We start from the raw sequence: 20,869 nt of genomic DNA on the forward strand, positions 1-20,869 counted from the left end.
CTATCGCGCGGTGATCGAATTGCGAAACGACAGCGGCGAGGCGATGGTCTTGATGGTCTCGATGCCCTCGCCGACGCCGCGGATGGTGACGTCGCCATAATTGAGCAGGCGCCCCATGATGCTCTGGTTGACGTCGACGCTCTCGACCTTGTCGAGGCTCATCTCGAAGGTGCGCCGCTTGATGAAGCCGGTTTTGTGCACGACGCGGAAATTGGTCACGTCAGTCTCGGTCGTCCAGCGATGGAACCAGGCCGCGCCGGTCCAGTACAGCGCCGCGACCGCGACCACGGCGGCGCCCGTAAGGCAGGCCAGCACCAGGCCGTCGACCGTCGTCATCCGTGACAGGATCAAGAGTGCCAGGACCAGGATCCAGGCCGCGATCGCCGGCAGATAGAACATCCAGTGCGCATTGGTGGAAATACAGCACCTTCTCGCCAGGCTGCAGGATTTCGTCGATGTAGCGTCCCATCCAATCCGCCTTCGCGTTGCCCCCGCGTTACCCTTGCGCCACAGCCGGCCTGCAACCGGTAAAACACCCCCAAAAGACCCTCGGGGGACCCCTACCAACCGGCTTGCCCCCGGGCGCGGCGCTATGTATACGCGCCTTTCGGTGCCCGCGCTTGCGGTTTTCGGCGTGGGTTAACCTACTTATCCTCTTAAAGGAATAGACGCGTCGTCATGGGCCGCCTCGTGATGAAATTCGGCGGTACGTCCGTCGCCAATATCGATCGTATCCGCAACGTCGCCCAGCACGTGAAGCGCGAGGTCGACGCCGGCCACGAGGTCGCCGTCGTCGTCTCCGCAATGTCCGGCAAGACCAACGAGCTGGTGGCCTGGTGCACCGAGGCCTCGCCGATGCACGACGCGCGCGAATATGACGCGGTGGTCGCCTCCGGCGAACAGGTCACTTCGGGCCTGCTCGCGATCGTGCTGCAGGGCATCGGCATCCAGGCGCGCTCCTGGCAGGGCTGGCAGATCCCGATCAAGACCTCGGAGGCGCATGCCTCGGCGCGCATCCTCGATATCGACGGCAGCGAGATCATCGGCCGTTTCAAGGAGCGCAAGGAAGTCGCCGTGATCGCCGGCTTCCAGGGCATCAACCCGCAGACCGGCCGCATCACCACGCTCGGCCGTGGCGGCTCGGACACTTCGGCGGTGGCGATCGCGGCCGCGCTGCGCGCCGACCGCTGCGACATCTACACCGATGTCGACGGCGTCTACACCACCGATCCGCGCGTGGTGCCGAAGGCGCGCCGGCTCGACAAGATCGCATTCGAGGACATGCTGGAGCTGGCCTCGCAGGGCGCCAAGGTGCTGCAGGTTCGCTCGGTGGAACTCGGCATGGTGCACAACATGCCGATCTTCGTACGCTCCAGCTTCGACAAGCCAGAGGATATCGACCCGCACGCCAACCAGCCGCCGGGCACGCTGATCTGCAGCGAGGAGGAAATCATGGAAATGCACGTCGTCACCGGCATCGCCTTCTCCAAGGACGAAGCCCAGATTTCCGTGCGCCAGATCGAGGACAAGCCCGGCGTCGCCGCGGCGATCTTCGGGCCGCTCGCGGATGCCAACATCAACGTCGACATGATCGTGCAGAACGTGTCGGAGGACGGCAAGACTACCGACCTCACCTTCACCGTGCCGGCCACCGACTACAACCGCGCCAGGGACACCATTACCTCCGCCAAGGCCAAGATCGGCTACGCCAGGCTCGACACCGCGACCGATGTCGCCAAGGTCTCGGTGATCGGCAGCGGCATGCGCAGCCATGCCGGCGTCGCGGCGAAGGCGTTCAAGGCGCTGGCCGATCGCAACATCAACATCCGCGCCATCACCACCTCCGAGATCAAGTTCTCGGTCCTGATCGACGCCGCCTACACCGAACTCGCGGTCCGCACGCTGCACACGCTGTACGGGCTGGACCAGGCGTAGGGCTTTGGGAAACCCTCTCCCCTTGTGGGAGAGGGTGGTTTCGATGGGTCTAGCATCGAAACCGAGTGAGGGGTCTGCCTCCGCGGATAGAGACCCCTCATCCGTCGCGGACTGCGCGTAGCCGATGCGCAGCATCGGCGTTTCCAAGAACGGCGGCCGCAGGCCGGCTGTGGCCACCTTCTCCCACAAGGGGAGAAGGAAGAGGGCCTCCGGTACCTACATCCCGGAGTTAGAATTTCTCTTAGCGGGCGCAGCATCGGGCTGACGCAGACGTTATTTGCTACTGGCAGGCGTTTTGCTTGGCAAAGCGAGCCTCGATTGGCTATACGGCCAGTCAGGTGGGCTGTCGCAAACTGTGGCACAGTTTGTGCGATCCCGAATCGGCGGGAACTGGCGCGAGCGGCGACGCCGAATGACTAAAATTGTTGTGTTTGACGAGTTTTGCGCCAACGGCCGGCCGGCCCCGTGGGCCGGCCTGGTGGGGGAGGGACTGAAGCACATGCGGAGCGCGTCGGGAGGCCCCCGCGTCCTGTTGAGGCGGCTCCGCGAAACCATGGCGGAGCAAGTCTCCGCCCAGGAACGCCTCGACAAGATCGTGGTGCTGATCGCGGCCAACATGGTGGCCGAGGTCTGCTCCTGCTACGTGCTGCGCATCGACAACACGCTCGAGCTCTACGCCACCGAGGGTCTGAACCGCGACGCCGTGCACCGCACCGTGCTGAGCGCGCATGAGGGCCTCGTCGGCCTCGTCGCCAGCGAGGCGACGCCGCTCAATCTCTCCGACGCGCAAAGCCACCCCGCCTTCGCCTACCGCCCGGAGACCGGCGAAGAGATCTACCACTCGTTCCTCGGCGTGCCGATCCTGCGCGCCGGCAACACGCTCGGCGTGCTTGTCGTGCAGAACCGCGCCAAGCGCACCTATGTCGAGGAAGAGGTCGAGGCGCTGCAGACCACCGCCATGGTGCTGGCGGAGATGATCGCCTCAGGCGAGCTTGCCGCGCTGGCCCAGCCCGGCGCCGAGCCCGCCGCGCGGCACTCGCTGCACAAGACCGGCGCGGTGCTCTCCGACGGCATCGCGCTCGGCCATGTCGTGCTGCACGAGCCGCGCGTCGTCATCACCAACTATATCGCCGAGGACCTGCCGAAGGAGATCAAGCGGCTCGACACTGCGCTCGCCAATCTGCGCGCCGATCTCGACCGCATGCTGGAGCGCGGCGACGTCGCCGAAGGCGGCGAGCATCGCGATGTGCTGGAAGCCTACCGCATGTTCGCCAACGACCAGGGCTGGTCGCACAAGCTGCATGAGGCGGTCGCCACCGGCCTCACCGCGGAAGCCGCCGTCGAACGCGTGCAGTCCGACACCCGCGCGCGCATGCTGCGCTCGACCGATCCCTATTTGCGCGACCGCCTGCACGATCTCGAGGATCTCGGCCATCGCCTGATGCGGCAACTGGTCGGCCAGGACCACGCGCCGACGCGCGAGCAGCTGCCCGACAACGCCATCCTGATCGCCCGCGCGATGGGCCCCGCAGCGCTGCTCGACTATGACCGCAAGCGGCTGCGCGGCCTCGTGCTGGAGGAAGGCACCGCGAATTCCCACGTCTCGATCGTGGCGCGCGCGCTCGGCATTCCCGCGGTCGGCGAGGTGCCGAACGCGCCCGGCATTGCCGATCCGGGCGATGCCATCATCGTCGACGGCATTTCCGGCGAGATCTATGTCCGCCCCTCCGCCGAGATCGAATCCGCCTACGCCGAGCGCGTCCGGTTCCGGGCGCGGCGGCAGGCGCAATATTCGGCGCTGCGCGACAAGCCCTGCGTGACCAAGGACGGCCAGCCGATCGAGCTCCTGATCAATGCCGGCCTGACCATCGACCTGCCGCATATCGAGGACACCGGCAGCGCCGGCATCGGCCTGTTCCGCACCGAATTGCAGTTCATGGTGAGCCCGAGCCTGCCGCGTTCGAGCGACCAGCTCGCGCTGTATCCGCACCGTGCTCGATGCCGCGGGCACCAAGCCCGTCACCTTCCGCACGCTCGACATCGGCGGCGACAAGGCGCTGCCCTACATGGAGACCGTGGTCGAGGAAAATCCCGCGCTCGGCTGGCGCGCGATCCGGCTCGGCCTCGACCGCCCCGGCCTGCTGCGCGGCCAGATCCGCGCACTGCTGCGCGCCGGCGGCGGCCGTGCGCTGAAGATCATGTTCCCGATGATCTCCGAGATCGCCGAGTTCGACCAGGCCAAGGCGATTGTCGAGCGCGAGCTGACCTATCTGCGCCAGCACGGCCATTCGCTGCCGGAGCGGATCGATATCGGCACCATGGTCGAGGTGCCGGCTCTGCTCTACCAGCTCGACGAGCTGCTGAAGAAGGTCGACTTCGTCTCGGTCGGCTCCAACGACCTGTTCCAGTTCCTGTTCGCGGTCGACCGCGGCAATGCCAAGGTCTCCGAACGCTTCGACATCCTGTCGGCGCCGATCCTGCGCGCGCTGCGCGACATCGTGCGCAAGGCCAAGATCGCGAAGAAGGCCGCTTCGCTGTGCGGTGAGATGGCGTCGAAGCCGATCGGCGCGCTGGCGCTGATTGCGCTCGGCTATCGCTCGCTGTCGCTGTCGGCGACCGCGCACGGCCCGGTCAAGGCCTTGATCCTCGACCTCGACGCCAAGAAGGCCGAGGCGATGATCAATCCGCTGCTGGACGCGCCGGTCGGCAGCGTCTCGATCCGCGGGGCGCTGACGAAGTTTGCGGAAACCGAGGGGCTGGCCTTGTAGCGACGCTGCCGTCGCCTCTGCCACCCCTTCGCGCTTTCAGCAATTCGAGACTCCGCCATGCTACCCGAAGCCAAACTCGACGTCCTGCTCGCCCATCACGCCTCGCTGGAGGCCGAGCTGCTCGGCCAGGTCAACTCCGAGCGCTATGTTGCGATCACGCGCGAGCTCGCCGAGCTCAATCCGCTGATCGATGCGGTGAAGGTCTATCGCTCTGCCCGATCGGAACTTGCCGACACCGAGGCGTTGCTGGCCGATGCGGGGACCGATCCCGAGATGCGCAGCATGGCGGAAGCCGAGCTGGAGACACTGCAGGGGCGCATCGGCGAGCTCGAGCAGGAGATCCGGATCGCGCTGCTGCCGAAGGACGCGATGGACGACCGCAACGTGGTGCTGGAAATCCGCGCCGGCACCGGCGGCGACGAGGCCTCGCTGTTCGCCGGCGACCTGTTCCGGATGTATGAGCGCTTCGCGGCCTTGCAGGGCTGGAAGGTCGAGGTGATCTCCGCGAGCGAAGGCACCGTCGGCGGCTACAAGGAAATCATCGCCGAGGTGCAGGGCCGCGGCGCCTTCGCCAAGCTGAAATTCGAGTCCGGCGTGCACCGCGTACAGCGCGTGCCCGACACCGAGACGCAAGGCCGCATCCACACCTCGGCCGCCACGGTCGCCGTGCTGCCCGAGGTCGAGGACGTCGACGTCGACGTCGACATCAAGGACACCGATTTGCGGATCGAGACCATGCGCGCCGGCGGCGCCGGCGGCCAGCACGTCAACAAGACCGAATCCGCGATCCGCATCACCCATCTGCCGACCGGCATCGTGGTGATGATGCAGGACAGCCGCTCGCAGCACAAAAACCGGGCGTCGGCGATGAACATCCTGCGCTCGCGCATCTATGACGCCGAGCGCCAGCGCGTCGATGCCGCGCGTTCCGCCGACCGCAAGGAGAAGGTCGGCTCCGGCGACCGCTCGGAGCGCATCCGCACCTATAATTTCCCGCAAGGGAGAGTCACCGACCATCGTATCAACCTGACGCTCTACAAGCTGCCGCAGGTGATCGCGGGCGAGGCGCTCGGCGAACTGATCGATGCGCTGACCACCGAGCACCAGGCCGCGCAGCTCGCGGCACAGGGCGCGGCGGCGTGAACCGATCCGGCTGCTGGCTCCATTGATCGTCGTCATCCCTGCGAAAGCAGGGACCCATAACCACAAGGCGTCATTGTTGATCCCGATATCGACCCCGACCGCCCAGATCGAAGGGCCGCGGCGTATGGGTCCCCGCTTTCGCGAGGACGACGGGCGGTTGGTGCTGCGCGAGGACACGGCGTGATGGCGCCTGTGGTCAACGCAACAGTCGAGAGCGCCCGCCGCACACTGGTTGCGCGGCTGCAATCGGCCGGCAACGATTCCGCCGAACTCGATGCACGGCTGCTGGTCGGCGCGGCGCTTGGCCTCGATCTGACCGGCATGGTCACGGGAGCGAAACGTACGCTGACCCAGGACGAAGCGGATCGCCTCGAGGGCCTGGCGCGGCGCCGCCTCGCCGGCGAACCGGTCGCGCGCATTCTCGGCATCAAGGAGTTTTGGGGGCTGCCGCTGCATCTGACCGCCGCAACGCTGGTGCCGCGCCCCGACACCGAGACCGTGGTCGAGCGCGCGCTCGAGCTGCTGCGCGCCGACGGCGCGGCGGATCGCGCGTTGCGGATCGCCGATCTCGGCACCGGTTCGGGCGCGATCCTGCTGGCGCTGCTCTCGGAACTGCCCCACGCGCATGGCTTCGGCACCGACATCTCCACAGAGGCGCTGCAGACGGCGAGCCGAAACGCCGCCGAACTCGGATTCGCCGATCGCGCGACATGGATCGCGTGCGACTATGGCGGCGCGCTGACCGGCGCGTTCGACCTGATCGTGTCCAATCCGCCCTACATCCCCTCGGCCGACATCGCCGGTCTCGACATCGAGGTGCGCGCGCACGACCCGCGCGCGACGCTCGACGGCGGGTCCGACGGGCTCGACGCCTACCGCACGCTGATTTCGCAATCTGCGGGTCTTCTGACCTTGGGTGGATTTCTGGTTGTGGAAGTCGGGCAGGGCCAGTGCGGCGACGTTGAAGCGCTGATGACGGCTTCCGGGTTATCCCCAACGGGGCCGCCCAAGGCCGATCTCGGGGGCGTTCCGAGGGCCGTTTCAGCCCGCCGGCTGCCCCGATAAAGTCCTATTGGAACGCAAAAAAACCTCTTGGAATATCCCCCGGGAACGACTACGTTCCGCCCACGACATCGGTGCTGGCCCCGTAACCGTTACGGGTGATGACCAGGGTTCAGCAGAGCCCGCCGATCGAAAGGTTCCAGGAACGCAGGTCTCATTGAGCGCAATAGCCGAAGCTGTGCTGCTCTCGACCGCCAAGCGAACGAAAGCCTGTTATTGCGCTTGAACACTTACGCACGAGAACTGGGCCTGTCTCAACGGGCGGAATGATTTTGTCGCTGGCGTGTTTGGCCGGCGGCGGTTGGGGAACGCGTCTTTGCTGAACGCGACTTTGCTGAACGAGATGGTCGGCGACATCGATGCCACTTCGAACGGTATTGCGATTCCGTGCGCCTGGGCGCACGCCGAATCGGACTCTGGGAATTGGAATCTGGGAATCGGACTTCTGAGAATTCGGACTTCTGAGAAATCGGACTGTGGACTGCAATAACTTCAGGGCTGGAATAAAAGGGCGACAGATGAGAAACGGTCAGAACAACAAGCGGATGCGCAACCGGAATAACAACAACAACAATAACAACAACAATAACCGGCGCGGCCAGAATCCCCTGACACGGGTGTACGAATCGAACGGACCCGACATCAAGATCCGCGGCACGGCCTCCCACGTGGCCGAGAAATACGTCCAGCTTGCGCGCGATGCACGCTCCTCCGGCGATCCGGTGGCAGCTGAGAACTACTACCAGCACGCTGAGCACTATTACCGGATCATCGCGGCCGCGCAGGAGCAGTTCCGGCAGAGTCAGCAGCCGCCGCGCCCTGACGCCGAGGTGACGCAGACCGAAGACGGCGACGACGACAGCGACGGCTATTCGAGCTTCGGCCAGGAGCCTGGCTTCGTGCCGCAGCAGCAACAGCCGTTCATGCGCGACAACGGCCAGCAGCCCTACCAGCAGCCGCGGGAGCATCGCGAGCGTGACCAGCAGCCGCGTGAGCACCGCGAACGCGAACAATCGTCCGCAGCCGCAGTATCAACCGCTACCGCAGAACCAGCCGCAGCCGGTGCTGGCCGATGCCGGCGGCGTCGATCGCCTGCCCTCGTTCATCACCGGCGGCGCGCAGCCGCAGGTCAACGGTGGCGCTTATGAAGCCAGCAATGGCGGCGCAGAACGCGGCGAACGGAGCGAGCGTTTTCCGCGCCGTCGCCGCCGTCCGCACGGCCCGCGCCCCGACATGGCGGCGCAGCCGGCGCCGAGCGACGACTTCAATCCGGGCAACGAGTAACGCAACTGTGCGGCCACCCTCCCCCTTCAGGGGAGGGTGAATCATTCGTGTCATGTCGCTTACGACTCCGCGTGACTGGATTTGCGCGTCGCCGTCGAGGACGGCACAAGCACCGGACGCAATGACGGGATCAGTTGCGTGCGCTCACGGCGCGCCGGGATCGCGCGATAGACCTGCTTGCTCGCTTCCACGATATGCACACCGGCGAACGGCATCGACAGCGCCGCACCGACCCGCTCCCACGCCATCGCCGAGCGCAGGAACCAGTTGCCCTGCACCGGCGGCATGAACAGCGCCTCGCCCCATGACGCCGGCGTGAACCAGGTCTGCCGCAACAACTGGGTGATCTGCGCCCGCGAATAGGGCCGGCCATGGCCGAACGGCGTGGCATCGGTGCGCGTCCAGACGCCGCGCCTGTTCGGGATGATCGCGATCAGCCGCCCCGACGGTGACAGCACCCGCCACACCTCGCGCAGCAGCCGCTCGGGATCGTCGGACATCTCCAGCGCATGCACCAGCAGCACGCGGTCGACCGCGGCATCCGGCAGCGGCATCGAGAATTCGTCGATCAGGGTCGCCAGCGCCGGCCGGCCGGTCGGCCATTTCAGCACGCCCTGGGCCGCCGGCATGAAGGCGATGCAGCGCTCGCAGGTATCACGGAACAGGCCGAGATAGGGTGTCGGATAGCCGAGCCCGAGCACGCGCAGGCCTTCCGCGTTCGGCCACCGCGCACGGATGCCACGGTTGATCAGCTGCCGCGCGACGATGCCGAGGCGCTGCGAATAGAAGTCGCGGAGGTCGATGACGTCCATGATCCTAGCCTAACATGCCCGTTACAGCCGGGGAGCGCCGAAATTTGCGTTGCCGCCGGAGCGTTAACGCCATATTTCACCCCTATATTGGGCGAGGTAAGAGCATGATCCGGAAACGGCGACGCCGGCTTTTCGAAAAAAACATGCTCTGAAATGTCCGTCCCGTTTGTTCGTGGAGATATCATGACCGCCGAAATTCGCACCTTCAGCTGCCTCACCGACAATTTCGGGTACCTGATCCACGATCCCGCCACCAAGGCGACGGCATCGATCGACGCGCCGGAGGCCGGCCCGATCATCAAGGCGCTGGAGCACGAAGGCTGGACGCTGACCGACATCCTGATCACCCATCACCATGGCGACCATGTCGGCGGCGTCGCCGAGCTGAAGCAGAAATACGGCTGCCGCGTCGTCGCGCCGCACGACAAGTCTGCCAAGATCGCCAATGTCGATCTGCGCGCCGCCAATGCGGACGTCATCAAAGTCGGCAGCCTGCTCGCGCGCGTGGTCGAGACCCCCGGCCATACGCTCGATCATATCTCCTATGTATTCGACGGCGAGAAGGCGGTGTTCGCCGCCGACACGCTGTTCTCGATCGGCTGCGGCCGGGTGTTCGAGGGCACCTATCCCATGATGTGGGATTCGCTGCTGAAACTGCGTTCGCTGCCGGACGATTTCCGTCTCTATTGCGGCCATGAATACACCGCCTCCAACGTGAAGTTCGCGCTCACCATCGAGGGCGACAATCCGCATTTGCAGGCCCGCGCCGAGGAAGTGACGAAGCTGCGCGCCGAGAACAAGCCGACGATTCCCGTGCTGCTGGGTGACGAGAAGAAGGCCAACGTGTTCCTGCGCGCCGACGAGCCTGTTGTCGCCGCCAAGCTGCACATGAAGGGCGCCGACCCGGCGCTGGTGTTCGGCGAGCTCCGCGAGCGCAAGAACAAGTCCTGATGGCCGACCTCTCGGCTGCCGACATCATCGCGCGGCTTGAGCTAAAGCCGCACCCCGAAGGCGGGCACTATCGCGAGACTTTTCGCGACCAACGCTGCGATGCCAGTGGACGCGCGCATTCGACCGCGATCTATTTCCTGCTCGCGCGCGGCGAGCGCTCGCACTGGCACCGCATCGACGCGGTGGAGATGTGGCACTATTACGCCGGCGCACCGCTGACGCTGAAGATCGCGCAGGACGGCGCGCAGCCGCATGCGATCACGCTCGGACCTGACTTCGCGCAGGGCGAACAGCCCCAGGCGATCGTGCCGGCGGGCGCCTGGCAGGCCGCGGAAAGCCGCGGCGACTGGACGCTGGTCGGCTGCACCGTCGCGCCGGGATTTGAGTTTGCGAAATTCGAGATGGCAAAGCCCGATTGGTTCCCCGGCAACTGAAAGAAGGTACTCGGGAATCGGGTGGGTAAGCGGGCACCAAGCCATTAGCTCTAGCAGTTTACTGAAAAATCCAAGGAATTGGGCGTTTGTTCTGTCGCGGGTGCCATTTTTGGGATGATTTGTTTGAGAGTTTGAAGCGCTTTGGTGGTCTGGACGCCAAGTTGGCTACGCTGCAACCAGTTTGGGGATGCGGATCAGGTTGTAGGCGATCAGATTGAGCATGAAGTCGGCAGCGACCCGAGCGATGCCGCGATGTTTGGTCTTGCGCATGGTGCCGTGCTGCTTGCCCCAGCCGAAGATGCACTCGATCATCGCCCGGCGCGATTGCGACATGCCATAGCCCGGATGCCGCGTGGTTCGTTGGTCGATGGCGCTGTTGCGGGTCTTGCCGGTTTTGGTGACGGCCTGGTTCTGCGTCACATGCGGTGTCACGTTGATGGCGCGAAGATTGGCCACATGATCGACCGTATCGTACGCTTTGTCCTCACCGGCCGTGATGCGGCAGCCGGCAACTTTGCCTCTCGCCTTCAGCATGATCTCCGAGGCTCGGCGTTCGGCGGTGCCATTGGCGTGCGTGACCATGCCGGCTACCGCCAGCCCATGCCGGTTCTCCATGGTGGCGTGGCCCATATAGCAGAGCTTCGCCTCCCGCCCGGCAGCCTTGCGATAGAGCCGGCTGTCGGGGTCGCTGGTACTCGCATGGGTGTCGTTCTTGCGCTTCTGGCCGTGGAAGTTAGCGCCGTCGTCGTCATCACCGCTGCCGTCTTTGGGGCGAAAGCTCTTCTGTGATGCCCAGGCTTCGATCAGCGTTCCGTCCACCGAGAAATGCTCGTCCGACAATAGTGGCTTGACTTGCGGATGGTTCAGAAGCCGGTTCATGAACGTCGCAAACACCTCGCCGTTCTGCAGCCGGTCGCGGTTCTTGGTGAAGGTGGTCGGGTCCCAGACGGGGGCGTCCGGCGAAAGTCCTACGAACCAGCGGTACAAAAGATTGTAGTCCAGTTGCTCCATCAACTGGCGTTCCGATCGAATGCCGTAGAACACCTGCAGCAACATTGCGCTCAGCAATTGCTCCGGAGGGATCGAGGGCCGTCCTTCGCTCGCGTAAAGCTTCCCCAAGTTACGGTTCATCTCGCCCAGCACATCGCGGACGAGCCCTCGGATCTTCCTCAGCGGATGGTTCGGAGGTACCCGTGCCTCCGGCGAGATGTACGAAAACAACCCGCCTTGATCCGCAAAATCGCCCCGCATGCGAGCCCCCGACGATTCATGATAGATAATTGAATCATCAACCGCAGCCCTTTGCGAGGGCTTTTTCAGCAGACTGCTAGGCTTCACATGAGGAAGCCAGCATGCTCAGCACCGTCGATATCACCGGCACTGCGGAATCGCGGAGCATTGAGCCGGCCATACTCTACTTCGGGACACCCGTCGTTCTGATTGGTTCGTCCAATGAAGACGGCTCGCCCAATCTGGCGCCGATGTCGTCGGCGTGGTGGGTTGGCTGGCGATGCATGCTTGGCCTCGCAAGGGCAATTCCAAGACCACCGAGAACATGATCCGCACCGGCGAATGCGTGCTCAATCTCCCATCGGTCGATCTTGTCGATGCCGTCAATGCTCTGGCGCGCACCACCGGCTCGAACCCCGTGCCGGCAGGAAAAATCAAGCGCGGTTATCGGCACGAACGGGACAAGTTCGACATCAGCGGCTTGACGCGATTGCACGGCGAGACCGTCGCCGCCCCGCGCGCCGCCGAGTGCCCGGTACAGATTGAGGCAAAGGTCGCCCACGTCCACAGAATGGCGCAGGAGGACGAGGTCTGGCGCGGCAATCTCACGGCAATCGAGGTGCGCGTGACCCGCGTGCACGCTCATCCGGGGATTTTGATGGACGGCCAAACCGACCGCATCGATCCCGACAAATGGCGGCCGCTGATCATGAGTTTTCAGCAGTTCTACGGCCTGTCGCCCCAGAAGCTGAAGCATTCCGTGCTCGGGCAAATTCCGGAAGGTGCTTACAAGCCGCCAGGCTGGCGGCCAGCCGCCTAGTGTTTCCAGACCATGTCTTTCGCCGCGATCAGGCCGCCGCCGGCGATCAGGATCGCGGCGATTGCGATGTTGGCGCTGGGCTTGGCGAAACCCGCGGCAATCAGGAACGCAGTCGAGAGCAACGGCGTGGCATAGGAGGCGGCGCCGAGCACGCGGATGTCGCCGCGCTTCATGCCGATGTCCCAGGCGAAGAACGCGGCGCCCACCGGGCCAATGCCGAGCGCGATTACCGCGAGCCATTGCAGCGGCGTCGCGGGCCACACCGTGGTTTCCGCCAGCATGTGCACCAGCGCGGCAAGCACGGCCGTCGCAAGACAGAAGCCCGCCACCGCATCCGTCGGCACCGCCTTGAGCCGGCGCGACATCACCGAATAGGCCGCCCAGACGAACGCCGCGACGAAGGCCGCCGCGAAGCCTGGAATCTGCGCGCTTGTGAAGGCGCCGGTGTTGCCGGCGAACAGCAGCACGGTGCCGGCAAGGCCTAGCAGCGCGCCGACGATGTGATGGATCGCAAGCCGCTCGCCCGGCAAGAGCGACGAGAACAGCACGATCAGCAGCGGCCAGAGATAGTTGAGCAGGCCGGCCTCGGCCGGCGGCGCGAAACGCAGCGCCAGGAAATACAGCGCGTGATAGCCGAACAGCCCGCCGACACCGACGACCCAGGCGACCAGCGGCTGCTTCAATGCGCCGAACGCTGCGGGACGGAAGAGGAAGCTTGCGAACGCGACCGCGGCGCCGATCGCAAACGTCATGGCGGCGAGCTGGAACGCCGGAATCTTGCCGGTCGCGACCGTCATGACCGACAGCAGCGACCACATCAGGATGGCGGTCAGTCCGACAAGGGTGGCAGTTCGGGTCGTCATCTGAACTCAATCCGTCGTGGCCGCCCCGGCCACGTCTCTGCTTCGCGCCTTGCGGTTGTAACGACGAAAATGCCCGGCACAAGGCCGGGCATTACGACGTGATTGATGGCACCTGCGACGCGACGACGCTTCTCGCGTCAGGCGTGATACTGGCCGCCGTTGATGGTCAGCGTCGAGCCGGTGATGAAGCCCGCTTCGTCAGCCGCGAGGAAGACCACGGCACGCGCGATCTCCTCGGGTTCGCCGAGCCGGTTGACCGGAATCTGCGGGATCACGTTCTTCTCGAGCACGTCCTTCGGCACCGCCTGCACCATCTCGGTGTTGATATAGCCCGGGCAGATCACGTTGACGGTGATGCCGCCCTTGGCGTTCTCCAGCGCGAGCGCCTTGGTGAAGCCGATATCGCCGGCCTTCGCCGCGGAGTAGTTGACCTGGCCGAACTGGCCCTTCTGGCCGTTGATCGAGGAGATCGAGATGACGCGGCCGAACTTGCGGGCGCGCATGCCCTCGATCACCTGGCGCGTCATGTTGAACAGCGAGCCGAGGTTGGTGTTGATCACGGCATTCCACTGCTCCAGCGTCATCTTGTGGAATGCAGTGTCCTTGGTGATGCCGGCATTGTTGACGAGCACGTCGACCGGACCGAGATCGGCCTCGACCTGCTTCACGCCGGCCGCGCAGGCGTCGAACGATGCGACGTCCCACTTGTAGACCGGGATGCCGCTCTCCGCCTTGAACTTCTCCGCCGCGGCGTCATTGCCGGCGTAGCTCGCCGCCACCTTGTAGCCCGCCGCTTTCATCGCCTTGCTGATTGCAGCTCCAATGCCCCGCGTTCCGCCCGTCACCAATGCAACACGTGCCATGTCCGTCTCCTCCTTGGCCGTCTTTTATAACCGGATCACTCCGGTCCTCGCACTCACTCGACAAAGCGCGATGAGATTAGGCTCAACCGTCATCGCGCTTTAGCTCGCTCTTTTGAGCATGATCCTTTCGGAAAGCCGCTTCACACTTTTCCGGATCCTGCTCTCGAAACAAAAATGCCCGGCACAAAGCCGGGCATCTTTTCTATCAGCTCGCGCCGTGGTTGACAGATGATCTTTTCATCACCTAACCGACCTCGCTGCCTCTTGTTCAGTCGCGTGCAACGCACATAGCGATGCCCATGCCGCCGCCGATGCACAGCGTCGCGAGGCCCTTCTTGGCATCGCGCTTCTGCATCTCGTGCAACAGCGTCACCAGCACGCGGGCGCCCGACGCGCCGACCGGATGGCCGATCGCGATCGCGCCGCCATTGACGTTGACCTTGGCCGGATCCCAGCCGAGGTCCTTGTTGACGGCGCAGGCCTGCGCTGCGAACGCCTCGTTGGCCTCGATCAGGTCGAGGTCGGCGATGTTCCAGCCGGCCCTCTTCAGCGCGGCGCGCGAGGCGGGGATCGGCCCGGTGCCCATGATCTTGGGGTCGACGCCGGCCTGGCCCCACGAGACGATGCGGGCGAGCACCTTCTTGCCCTGCTTGGCGGCTTCCTTGGCGGTCATCAGCACGACGGCGGCGGCACCGTCATTGATCCCCGAGGCGTTGCCGGCGGTCACGGTGCCGTCCTTCTCGAAGGCGGCGCGGAGCTTGGCCATCGCATCGATCGTGGCGCCATGGCGCGGATACTCGTCGGCGTCGACCACGATATCGCCCTTGCGGGATTTGATCGTGACCGGGACGATCTCGTCCTTGAACCTGCCGGCCTTCTGCGCCGCCTCGGCCTTGTTCTGCGAACTGACCGCGAACTCGTCCTGCTGGGAACGGGTGATCTGGTACTGCTTGGCGACGTTCTCGGCGGTGTTGCCCATGTGGTAGCCGTTGAAGGCATCCCACAGGCCGTCCTTGATCATGGTGTCGATCAGCTGCAGGTCGCCCATCTTGACGCCGCCGCGCAGATATTGCGCGTGCGGGGCCATGCTCATGGATTCCTGGCCGCCGGCGACGACGATTGAGGAATCGCCGTTGAGCAGCGCCTGGTAGCCGAGCGCCACCGTGCGCAGGCCCGAGCCGCAGAGCTGGTTGACGCCCCAGGCCGGGCTTTCCACCGGAATCCCGGCCGCGATCGAGGCCTGGCGGGCCGGGTTCTGGCCCTGCGCCGCCGTGAGGATCTGGCCCATGATGACTTCGGAGACCTGACCACCCTCGACGCCGGCACGCTCCAGCGCCGCCTTGATGGCGATCGCGCCGAGGTCGTGGGCCGGCGTGGTGGCGAACGCACCGTTGAAGCTGCCGACCGGGGTGCGGGCGGCGCTGACGATGACGACATCGTCTGACATGGACATCTCCTTTGGGTTGTAGCTGGGTTTCTCGACGGCGGGCGGCCGGGTCGGCGGACCTGTCTCTTAATGACTATCCTGTAAACCTCATTGAGCCATGTCAATCGCGCTGACGCGCAAATCGCGCGCCGCGACGCACTCAAAATGATGTCCTTGGCACTTTCCTGAGCAATACCTTTGCTTTGGGATTAACCGTGCAGCACAAAACGGTAGCCGAACGGCTTTGAAAATGCTTACCTTTGCTGCGATGCGTTGCATTTAGCCCAGCGGCGATGCTGCCGGGTTCCAGGTCCTTCGGTGTTGAAGTGTGAGCCCATGGCAAAATCTGAACAACCGACCACGATCAAGAAATACGCGAACCGGCGGCTCTATAATACCGGTACGAGCACCTATGTGACGCTCGAGGATCTCGCGGCGATGGTGAAGGAAGGCGAGGATTTCCTCGTCTATGATGCCAAGACCGGCGATGACATCACCCGCTCCGTGCTCGCGCAAATCATCTTCGAACAGGAGAACAAGGCCGGGCAGAACCTGCTGCCGACCACCTTCCTGCGCCAGCTGATCCGGTTCTACGGCGACAGCATGCAGATGGTGGTGCCGAAATATCTCGAGCAGTCGATCGATACGCTGACCCGGGAACAGGAGAGATTCCGCAAGCAGATCGCAGGCGCCCTGAGCGGGACGCCGTTTGCTCCCCTGGAAGAACAGGTCCGCCGCAACATGGAGCTGTTCCAGCAGACCTTCTCGATGTTCAAGCCGTTCGTGCCGCAGCGCGGCGGCACTGAAGCCGAGAAGGCGCCGGAGCCCGCGGCCGACGACGGCAACATCGACGACCTTCGCCGCCAGATGAAGGACATGCAGGAACGCCTCGAGCGCATGTCGCAGCCGACGAAGAAGGACGAATAGGTCTCGTCCGGCTCCCCTTGCAGGTCCTTTGGCCGATCGGCCGGACGCACCGGCCGTCGTCGTTTCCTAAAATCCTGGCGACGGCGGCTCCCGCCGACGTCAGGCGGTCGCCGCCTGATCGCGCATGCTGTTGCGGACGCTTCTATGCAGGTCGGCGGCAGACGAGATCGATTTCGATCAACGCATCATAGGCCAGACCGGTGACGCCGACGCAGGTGCGGGCCGGCAGGCGGTTGGACCGGAAGTAGCTGCGATAGGTCTCGTTCATCGCCGCATAATCTTCCCGAAAGCGCGTCAGATAGATGCGCGACATCACGATATGCTCGAAGCCGAGATCCAGGCCCGCAAGCACCACGCGCAGATTCTCCATCACCGCGCGGGTCTGCGCCACGATACCGTCGGGCAATACGCCGGGTGCGGCCGGTGTATCCGGCATCTGGCCGGTGACGAAGACGAAGCCGTCGGTCTCGACCGCGTGGCTGAACGGCGCGACCGGCTTCGGGCCGCCGGATATCATGTGAAATTGCAACGACGTCTCCTCGCCTGCTCTTTGATGGATCATGATGCGTTTCTACGGAATCGCATCATGATCTCATGTCTTTGCTTGAGCATGATCTCCGCGCAAACGCGTTCCGCGTTTGTCGCGAGGGAAAACCGGCTTCCATTATTCCGGATCATGCTCTAGTTTTGCGGCGCGTGATCGAAGACGCGCTTGCTGAGAATGGCATGGACGCCCCAATTGCCGTCCACCACCTGCGTCACGCCGAAGTCCACCGCCACCGACATCAGCGCGATCGCCTCGTCCTCGGTGAAGCCTTTGATGTTCATCAGGAAGCGGCGCATCTTGCGGAACGCATCCTTCATCGCGAGATCGAGTGACGAAGTGGCATAGACCTCGCTCTGGCCCCTTGGCGCCGAATTCGGCGAGATAGTTGGGATGACTGAAGCCCATCAGCACCCAGTCGGATTCAGTCTCGATCAGTGGATAGGTAAGATCGGCGAAGGGCTGATTGGTAAACTCGTTCTTTTTGTGCAGGATGACCTGGAATGTGCCGGTCATCGAACATTCGATGGCGGTGCCGCCGAGTTCGCCGTCGCCCTGTGCAGCATGGGGATCGCCGACCGACAGCAGCGCGCCCGGCACCGACACCGGCAGATAAATCGTCGAGCCCTTGCCGAGCCGCCAGTTGTCGAGATTGCCGCCGAAATATGCGGGCGGGACGGAATCGACAAGTTCGGCCTCGCGCGGCGCCAGCGCGATGACTCCGAAATGCGGACGCAGCGGGATGCGGATGCCGTCGAGCACGTCGTGGCGGCGCCGCACCGATGACGGCGGGATCGGAATGCCCGGATAGTCGTAAGTCTTGTGCAGCGTCCCGAAGGGATCGGTCTGCGGTTCCCAGCGATAGGAATACAGCGCACGCGCATACGGCGCGTCATCGTCGTCGACGATCTCGTAGATAGTCACCGTCTCATGGGCGTTCTGCTCGGCGAGGAACTCCTTGTAGTGATATCCCCACCAGGCCGCGACGCTGCTGCCGAACACGCGGCCCTCGAAGTCCGGATTGCGGCTCGCGCGCGGCACGATGTCGAGGATGCGGATTTCCAGTACGTCGCCTGGCTCCGCGTCCTTCACGGCCACCGGCCCGGTGCAAATGTGCACGCCGAATCCCTCGCCGGCTCCGCGGCCATAGATCGAGGCATCGAGCGGGCCGGCGCCGCGACGATCGACGTTCTTCCGATCGCGCGTCCAGTGGAACACACTCTCGGCGCCTGGATCGCCCTCGATCATGCGCTCGGGATCGTCGGAGGCGTGCTGGGTCAGCGTCTCAATGGTGATGGTGTCGCCGGAGCCGATCTCGACCTGCGGCGGCAACGAATGGCTGAAATAGCCCCAGTGCACGCGCGAAGCGTCGGCGGCGAGATGGTGATGGCGCGGCGCGGCTGCGATCTCCACGTCATGTGCGCTAAAGGGGGCAGCGGTCTTGCGCGCCAGCGCGACATGCCGGCTGCGCAGTTGCGCCAGGGCTTGTTGGGGCCAGCCGCGTTGGCCGGCTGTGGCTGTCGCTACGGTTTGGCGCTCGGCTTCATGCTGGCGGAATTCGCGCGGCGACAGACCGAAGCGCTGGCGAAAGGTGCGGCTGAAATGCGCGGAGTCGTTAAAGCCGACCCGGAAGGCGATCTCGGAAATCGAGTGATGCGCCTCGGCGGGATTGGACAGATCGGCCCAGGTGCGCTGCAGCCTTCGTTCGCGCAGGTAATGCGTGAAACTGGTGCCGGCGCCCTCGAACAGTTTTTGCAGATAGCGTTCGGAAATGCCCTCGGCGCCGGCGATTTTCGCCGGCGTCAGGTCGGGATCGTCGAGGCAGCGTTCAACGGTCTCGCACAGGCGATGCAGCGTCGCCGCCTTGGAGGCGCTGCTGCCGCCGAGATCGCTTGCTGTATCGCTGTGCTGACACATGAATGTCGGCAGCAGATCGGCGAGACTTCGCGCGAGCGCGGTCCATTCGACATCGGACAGCGCGTCGAGATCGCGCGCGGCGAGTTCCATCATCTGCGCAAATACGCTGCCAAAGCCACCAGGCGGAAGCACACGCATCTCGCCGTCTTGCGGCGTGGCGCGGCGGCGATACGCCGGTTCGGACGCCACCGACAGCACCACCGCGCGCATCTCGCGCTGGAACGACACGCTCCAGTCCCCCGCGCGCGGGAGTAGCAGAAGATGGCGCGCCGCCACGATCTGATAACCGGCCGCCGTCTTCAGTGCCACCCCGTCTTCGAGCGGCAGGAGCACCAGCGGATGATCGGCCACAACATCGGTGCGCGGCGACACCGATTGTGGCCCCGCCGAAAGCCTGGCCAGCGTCACGCCCTGAAAATTGCGCCGCACCGCGGTGGCATGGCCGGCATGAGTGGTCGTGGCGGCCGTCGGCTGCAAGCCGACCGACGCCAGGACGTCCCGCCAGGCCTCGGGGCGGTCGCCTTCGGAATAGGATTCACTCGTGAACGGACGCGGCCTCATGCATCGACCTTCTGAGCCGAAGCCTAGCAATCTCCATGCCACCCCAAAGGATGACACGTCCTGGCCTGTAGCCGGCACGTGGTCAGTCACACCGGAACACGTTCTTGCGGATGGTCCCGTGCACGCCCCAATTGGCATCGACCACCTGCGTCACGCCGAAATCCGCGCCCACCGACATCAGCGAGATCGCCTCGTCCTCGCTGAGCTTGTGCACCGTCATCAGGAAGCGACGCATCTTGCGGAAGGCGTCCCGCATTGCGCGGTCGAGGCTGGAATGATTGGCGATTTCGAGCTGCGCATTGGCGCCGAGCTCGGCGAGATAGTTCGGATAGGTGAAGCCGTAAACCGACCAGGCGTCGGGAGTTTCCAGCATCGGATGGGTCAGGCCTTCGAGCTGTGTGCCGCCGAGATCGCGATGCTTGTGCAGGATGAACTCGAAATCGCCGGTGAGCGAGGTCTCGATTGCCGTGCCGCCGAGCTCGCTGTCGCCCTGCGCGGCATGGGGATCACCGACCGAGAAGAACGCACCGGGCACCGCAACCGGATAGAACATCTTGGCACCCTTGCCGACGCGCCAGTCGTCGATATTGCCGCCGGTATAGCTCGGCGGAATAGAGGACACGAAATCCTGCTCCGACGGCGCGAGGCCCATGGTGCCGAAATGCAGCCGCGCGGGCACACGGACATTGCTCAGAATATTCTCGCGCTTGACGATGGTGGCGTGATCAACGCGCACGCCGGGATAGTCGATGGTTGGATGCACGATGCCGTCGGGATCGGTCTGCGGCGTCCAGACATAATTGTAGACCGCCCTGGCGAAGGGCTCGCCCAACGTGTCGAGCTCGAAGATCGTCACCACCTCGCGCGGCTTCGGCGCTTCGATCAAGTCGTGATAGTGGAAGCCCCAATTGGCCGCGACATTGGAGCCGAAGCATTTGCCGGCATGGCAGGCCTTGCAGGCCGGCCTTGGACGCACGTCGAGAATGCGAACCTCCAGCACGTCGCCTGGCTCGGCGCCCTCGATCGCCACCGGACCGGTGAGCAGATGCACGCCGACGCCTTCGCCGGAGCCGCGGATGAACGGGCCTTCGGCAGGTCCCGAGCCGCGCCGCGCCACCGCCTTGTGCTCGCGCGTCCATTTGAACACGCTCTCGGCGCCGGGATCGCCCTCGATCATGCGCTCGTAATCGTCATTGGCGTGATGCGTCAGCGTCTCGATGGTGGCGCGATCGCCAGACTGCAGCGTCAGCGCCGGCGCCACGACCTTGCTGAAATAGCCCCAATGCACAGTCTTCGCAGATACCGGCAGCAGATGATGTTTCACGCAAA

General features: G+C 64.5%; 13 protein-coding genes and 5 pseudogenes. 9 read left to right on the top strand and 9 right to left on the bottom strand.

What is annotated here, in order from left to right:
• Positions 1-469 (bottom strand): annotated as a pseudogene (locus tag ACVWW1_RS28660) (PH domain-containing protein).
• Between the two features lie 209 nt (positions 470-678).
• Here ACVWW1_RS28660 and ACVWW1_RS28665 point away from each other — a divergent pair.
• The 5 genes and pseudogenes from ACVWW1_RS28665 to ACVWW1_RS28685 all read left to right on the top strand — a co-directional run bounded on the left by ACVWW1_RS28665 (position 679) and on the right by ACVWW1_RS28685 (position 8,192).
• Positions 679-1,935: an aspartate kinase gene (locus tag ACVWW1_RS28665; protein ID WP_176528503.1), complete on the top strand. Its 1,257-nt coding sequence runs from the start codon at positions 679-681 to the stop codon at positions 1,933-1,935.
• A 499-nt stretch (positions 1,936-2,434) separates the two neighbouring features.
• Positions 2,435-4,703: pseudogene (gene ptsP / locus ACVWW1_RS28670) on the top strand (phosphoenolpyruvate--protein phosphotransferase).
• 57 nt (positions 4,704-4,760) lie between these two features.
• Positions 4,761-5,846 carry a peptide chain release factor 1 gene (gene prfA, locus ACVWW1_RS28675; protein ID WP_456658225.1) on the top strand — a complete coding sequence of 362 codons (1,086 nt, stop codon included), beginning with the start codon at positions 4,761-4,763 and terminating at the stop codon, positions 5,844-5,846.
• Between the two features lie 183 nt (positions 5,847-6,029).
• Entirely contained in the window at positions 6,030-6,911 is an 882-nt protein-coding gene (gene prmC / locus ACVWW1_RS28680; protein ID WP_456658226.1) for a peptide chain release factor N(5)-glutamine methyltransferase, read from the top strand.
• A 515-nt stretch (positions 6,912-7,426) separates the two neighbouring features.
• A pseudogene (locus ACVWW1_RS28685) lies at positions 7,427-8,192 on the top strand (DUF4167 domain-containing protein).
• Between the two features lie 59 nt (positions 8,193-8,251).
• Here the strand turns inward: ACVWW1_RS28685 and ACVWW1_RS28690 are convergent.
• Positions 8,252-9,004 carry a class I SAM-dependent methyltransferase gene (locus tag ACVWW1_RS28690; RefSeq protein WP_456658227.1) on the bottom strand — a complete coding sequence of 251 codons (753 nt, stop codon included), beginning with the start codon at positions 9,002-9,004 and terminating at the stop codon, positions 8,252-8,254.
• A 183-nt stretch (positions 9,005-9,187) separates the two neighbouring features.
• On the opposite strand from ACVWW1_RS28690, the gene gloB reads away from it, so the two are divergent.
• Together gloB and ACVWW1_RS28700 are read left to right on the top strand one after the other, a co-directional pair.
• Complete coding sequence (gene gloB / locus ACVWW1_RS28695; protein ID WP_207834497.1) at positions 9,188-9,955, top strand: hydroxyacylglutathione hydrolase; 768 nt, start codon at positions 9,188-9,190, stop codon at positions 9,953-9,955.
• Positions 9,955-10,389, top strand: coding sequence for a cupin domain-containing protein (locus tag ACVWW1_RS28700; protein WP_456658228.1), 435 nt, complete (start codon positions 9,955-9,957; stop codon positions 10,387-10,389). Before gloB ends, ACVWW1_RS28700 begins: the two co-directional genes overlap by 1 nt.
• Before the next feature lie 165 nt (positions 10,390-10,554).
• On the opposite strand, the gene ACVWW1_RS28705 is transcribed toward ACVWW1_RS28700, so the two are convergent.
• Entirely contained in the window at positions 10,555-11,640 is a 1,086-nt protein-coding gene (locus ACVWW1_RS28705) for an IS5 family transposase (RefSeq protein ID WP_456655252.1), read from the bottom strand.
• 101 nt (positions 11,641-11,741) lie between these two features.
• On the opposite strand from ACVWW1_RS28705, the pseudogene ACVWW1_RS28710 reads away from it, so the two are divergent.
• A pseudogene (locus ACVWW1_RS28710) lies at positions 11,742-12,439 on the top strand (flavin reductase family protein).
• On the opposite strand, the gene yddG reads toward ACVWW1_RS28710, so the two are convergent.
• From yddG to ACVWW1_RS28725, 3 genes are all read right to left on the bottom strand, one after another.
• On the bottom strand, positions 12,436-13,302 hold the full coding sequence (gene yddG / locus ACVWW1_RS28715; RefSeq protein ID WP_456658229.1) for an aromatic amino acid exporter YddG: 867 nt from the start codon (positions 13,300-13,302) through the stop codon (positions 12,436-12,438). The pseudogene ACVWW1_RS28710 and the gene yddG overlap by 4 nt on opposite strands.
• Positions 13,303-13,439: 137 nt before the next feature.
• Positions 13,440-14,165, bottom strand: coding sequence for an acetoacetyl-CoA reductase (gene phbB, locus ACVWW1_RS28720; RefSeq protein WP_092120223.1), 726 nt, complete (start codon positions 14,163-14,165; stop codon positions 13,440-13,442).
• A 268-nt stretch (positions 14,166-14,433) separates the two neighbouring features.
• The gene (locus tag ACVWW1_RS28725; RefSeq protein WP_456658230.1) at positions 14,434-15,612 is read right to left on the bottom strand and encodes an acetyl-CoA C-acetyltransferase; all 1,179 of its coding nucleotides are present in this window, start codon (positions 15,610-15,612) and stop codon (positions 14,434-14,436) included.
• A 315-nt stretch (positions 15,613-15,927) separates the two neighbouring features.
• Between ACVWW1_RS28725 and phaR the strand changes: the two genes are divergently transcribed.
• Positions 15,928-16,518, top strand: coding sequence for a polyhydroxyalkanoate synthesis repressor PhaR (phaR, locus tag ACVWW1_RS28730; protein WP_176528494.1), 591 nt, complete (start codon positions 15,928-15,930; stop codon positions 16,516-16,518).
• Between the two features lie 142 nt (positions 16,519-16,660).
• Here phaR and ACVWW1_RS28735 read toward each other — a convergent pair whose 3' ends face one another.
• The 3 genes and pseudogenes from ACVWW1_RS28735 to ACVWW1_RS28745 form a co-directional block, all read right to left on the bottom strand.
• On the bottom strand, positions 16,661-17,047 hold the full coding sequence (locus tag ACVWW1_RS28735; RefSeq protein WP_207834489.1) for a RidA family protein: 387 nt from the start codon (positions 17,045-17,047) through the stop codon (positions 16,661-16,663).
• A 152-nt stretch (positions 17,048-17,199) separates the two neighbouring features.
• Positions 17,200-19,540: pseudogene (locus tag ACVWW1_RS28740) on the bottom strand (acetamidase/formamidase family protein).
• Between the two features lie 82 nt (positions 19,541-19,622).
• Positions 19,623-20,864, bottom strand: coding sequence for an acetamidase/formamidase family protein (locus ACVWW1_RS28745; protein WP_207834485.1), 1,242 nt, complete (start codon positions 20,862-20,864; stop codon positions 19,623-19,625).
• Positions 20,865-20,869 lie beyond the last annotated feature (5 nt).

The sequence above is a fragment of the Bradyrhizobium sp. JR3.5 genome (genome assembly GCF_054057015.1).

Excerpts from the sequence above, each read along its gene's own strand:
- ACVWW1_RS28705 (WP_456655252.1), bottom strand. The coding sequence starts at position 11,640 with ATGCGGGGCGATTTTGCGGATCAAGGCGGGTTGTTTTCGTACATCTCG.
- phbB (WP_092120223.1), bottom strand. The coding sequence starts at position 14,165 with ATGGCACGTGTTGCATTGGTGACGGGCGGAACGCGGGGCATTGGAGCT.
- ACVWW1_RS28690 (WP_456658227.1), bottom strand. The coding sequence starts at position 9,004 with ATGGACGTCATCGACCTCCGCGACTTCTATTCGCAGCGCCTCGGCATC.
- ACVWW1_RS28665 (WP_176528503.1), top strand. The coding sequence starts at position 679 with ATGGGCCGCCTCGTGATGAAATTCGGCGGTACGTCCGTCGCCAATATC.
- prmC (WP_456658226.1), top strand. The coding sequence starts at position 6,030 with ATGGCGCCTGTGGTCAACGCAACAGTCGAGAGCGCCCGCCGCACACTG.
- yddG (WP_456658229.1), bottom strand. The coding sequence starts at position 13,302 with ATGACGACCCGAACTGCCACCCTTGTCGGACTGACCGCCATCCTGATG.
- prfA (WP_456658225.1), top strand. The coding sequence starts at position 4,761 with ATGCTACCCGAAGCCAAACTCGACGTCCTGCTCGCCCATCACGCCTCG.
- gloB (WP_207834497.1), top strand. The coding sequence starts at position 9,188 with ATGACCGCCGAAATTCGCACCTTCAGCTGCCTCACCGACAATTTCGGG.
- ACVWW1_RS28700 (WP_456658228.1), top strand. The coding sequence starts at position 9,955 with ATGGCCGACCTCTCGGCTGCCGACATCATCGCGCGGCTTGAGCTAAAG.
- phaR (WP_176528494.1), top strand. The coding sequence starts at position 15,928 with ATGGCAAAATCTGAACAACCGACCACGATCAAGAAATACGCGAACCGG.
- ACVWW1_RS28725 (WP_456658230.1), bottom strand. The coding sequence starts at position 15,612 with ATGTCAGACGATGTCGTCATCGTCAGCGCCGCCCGCACCCCGGTCGGC.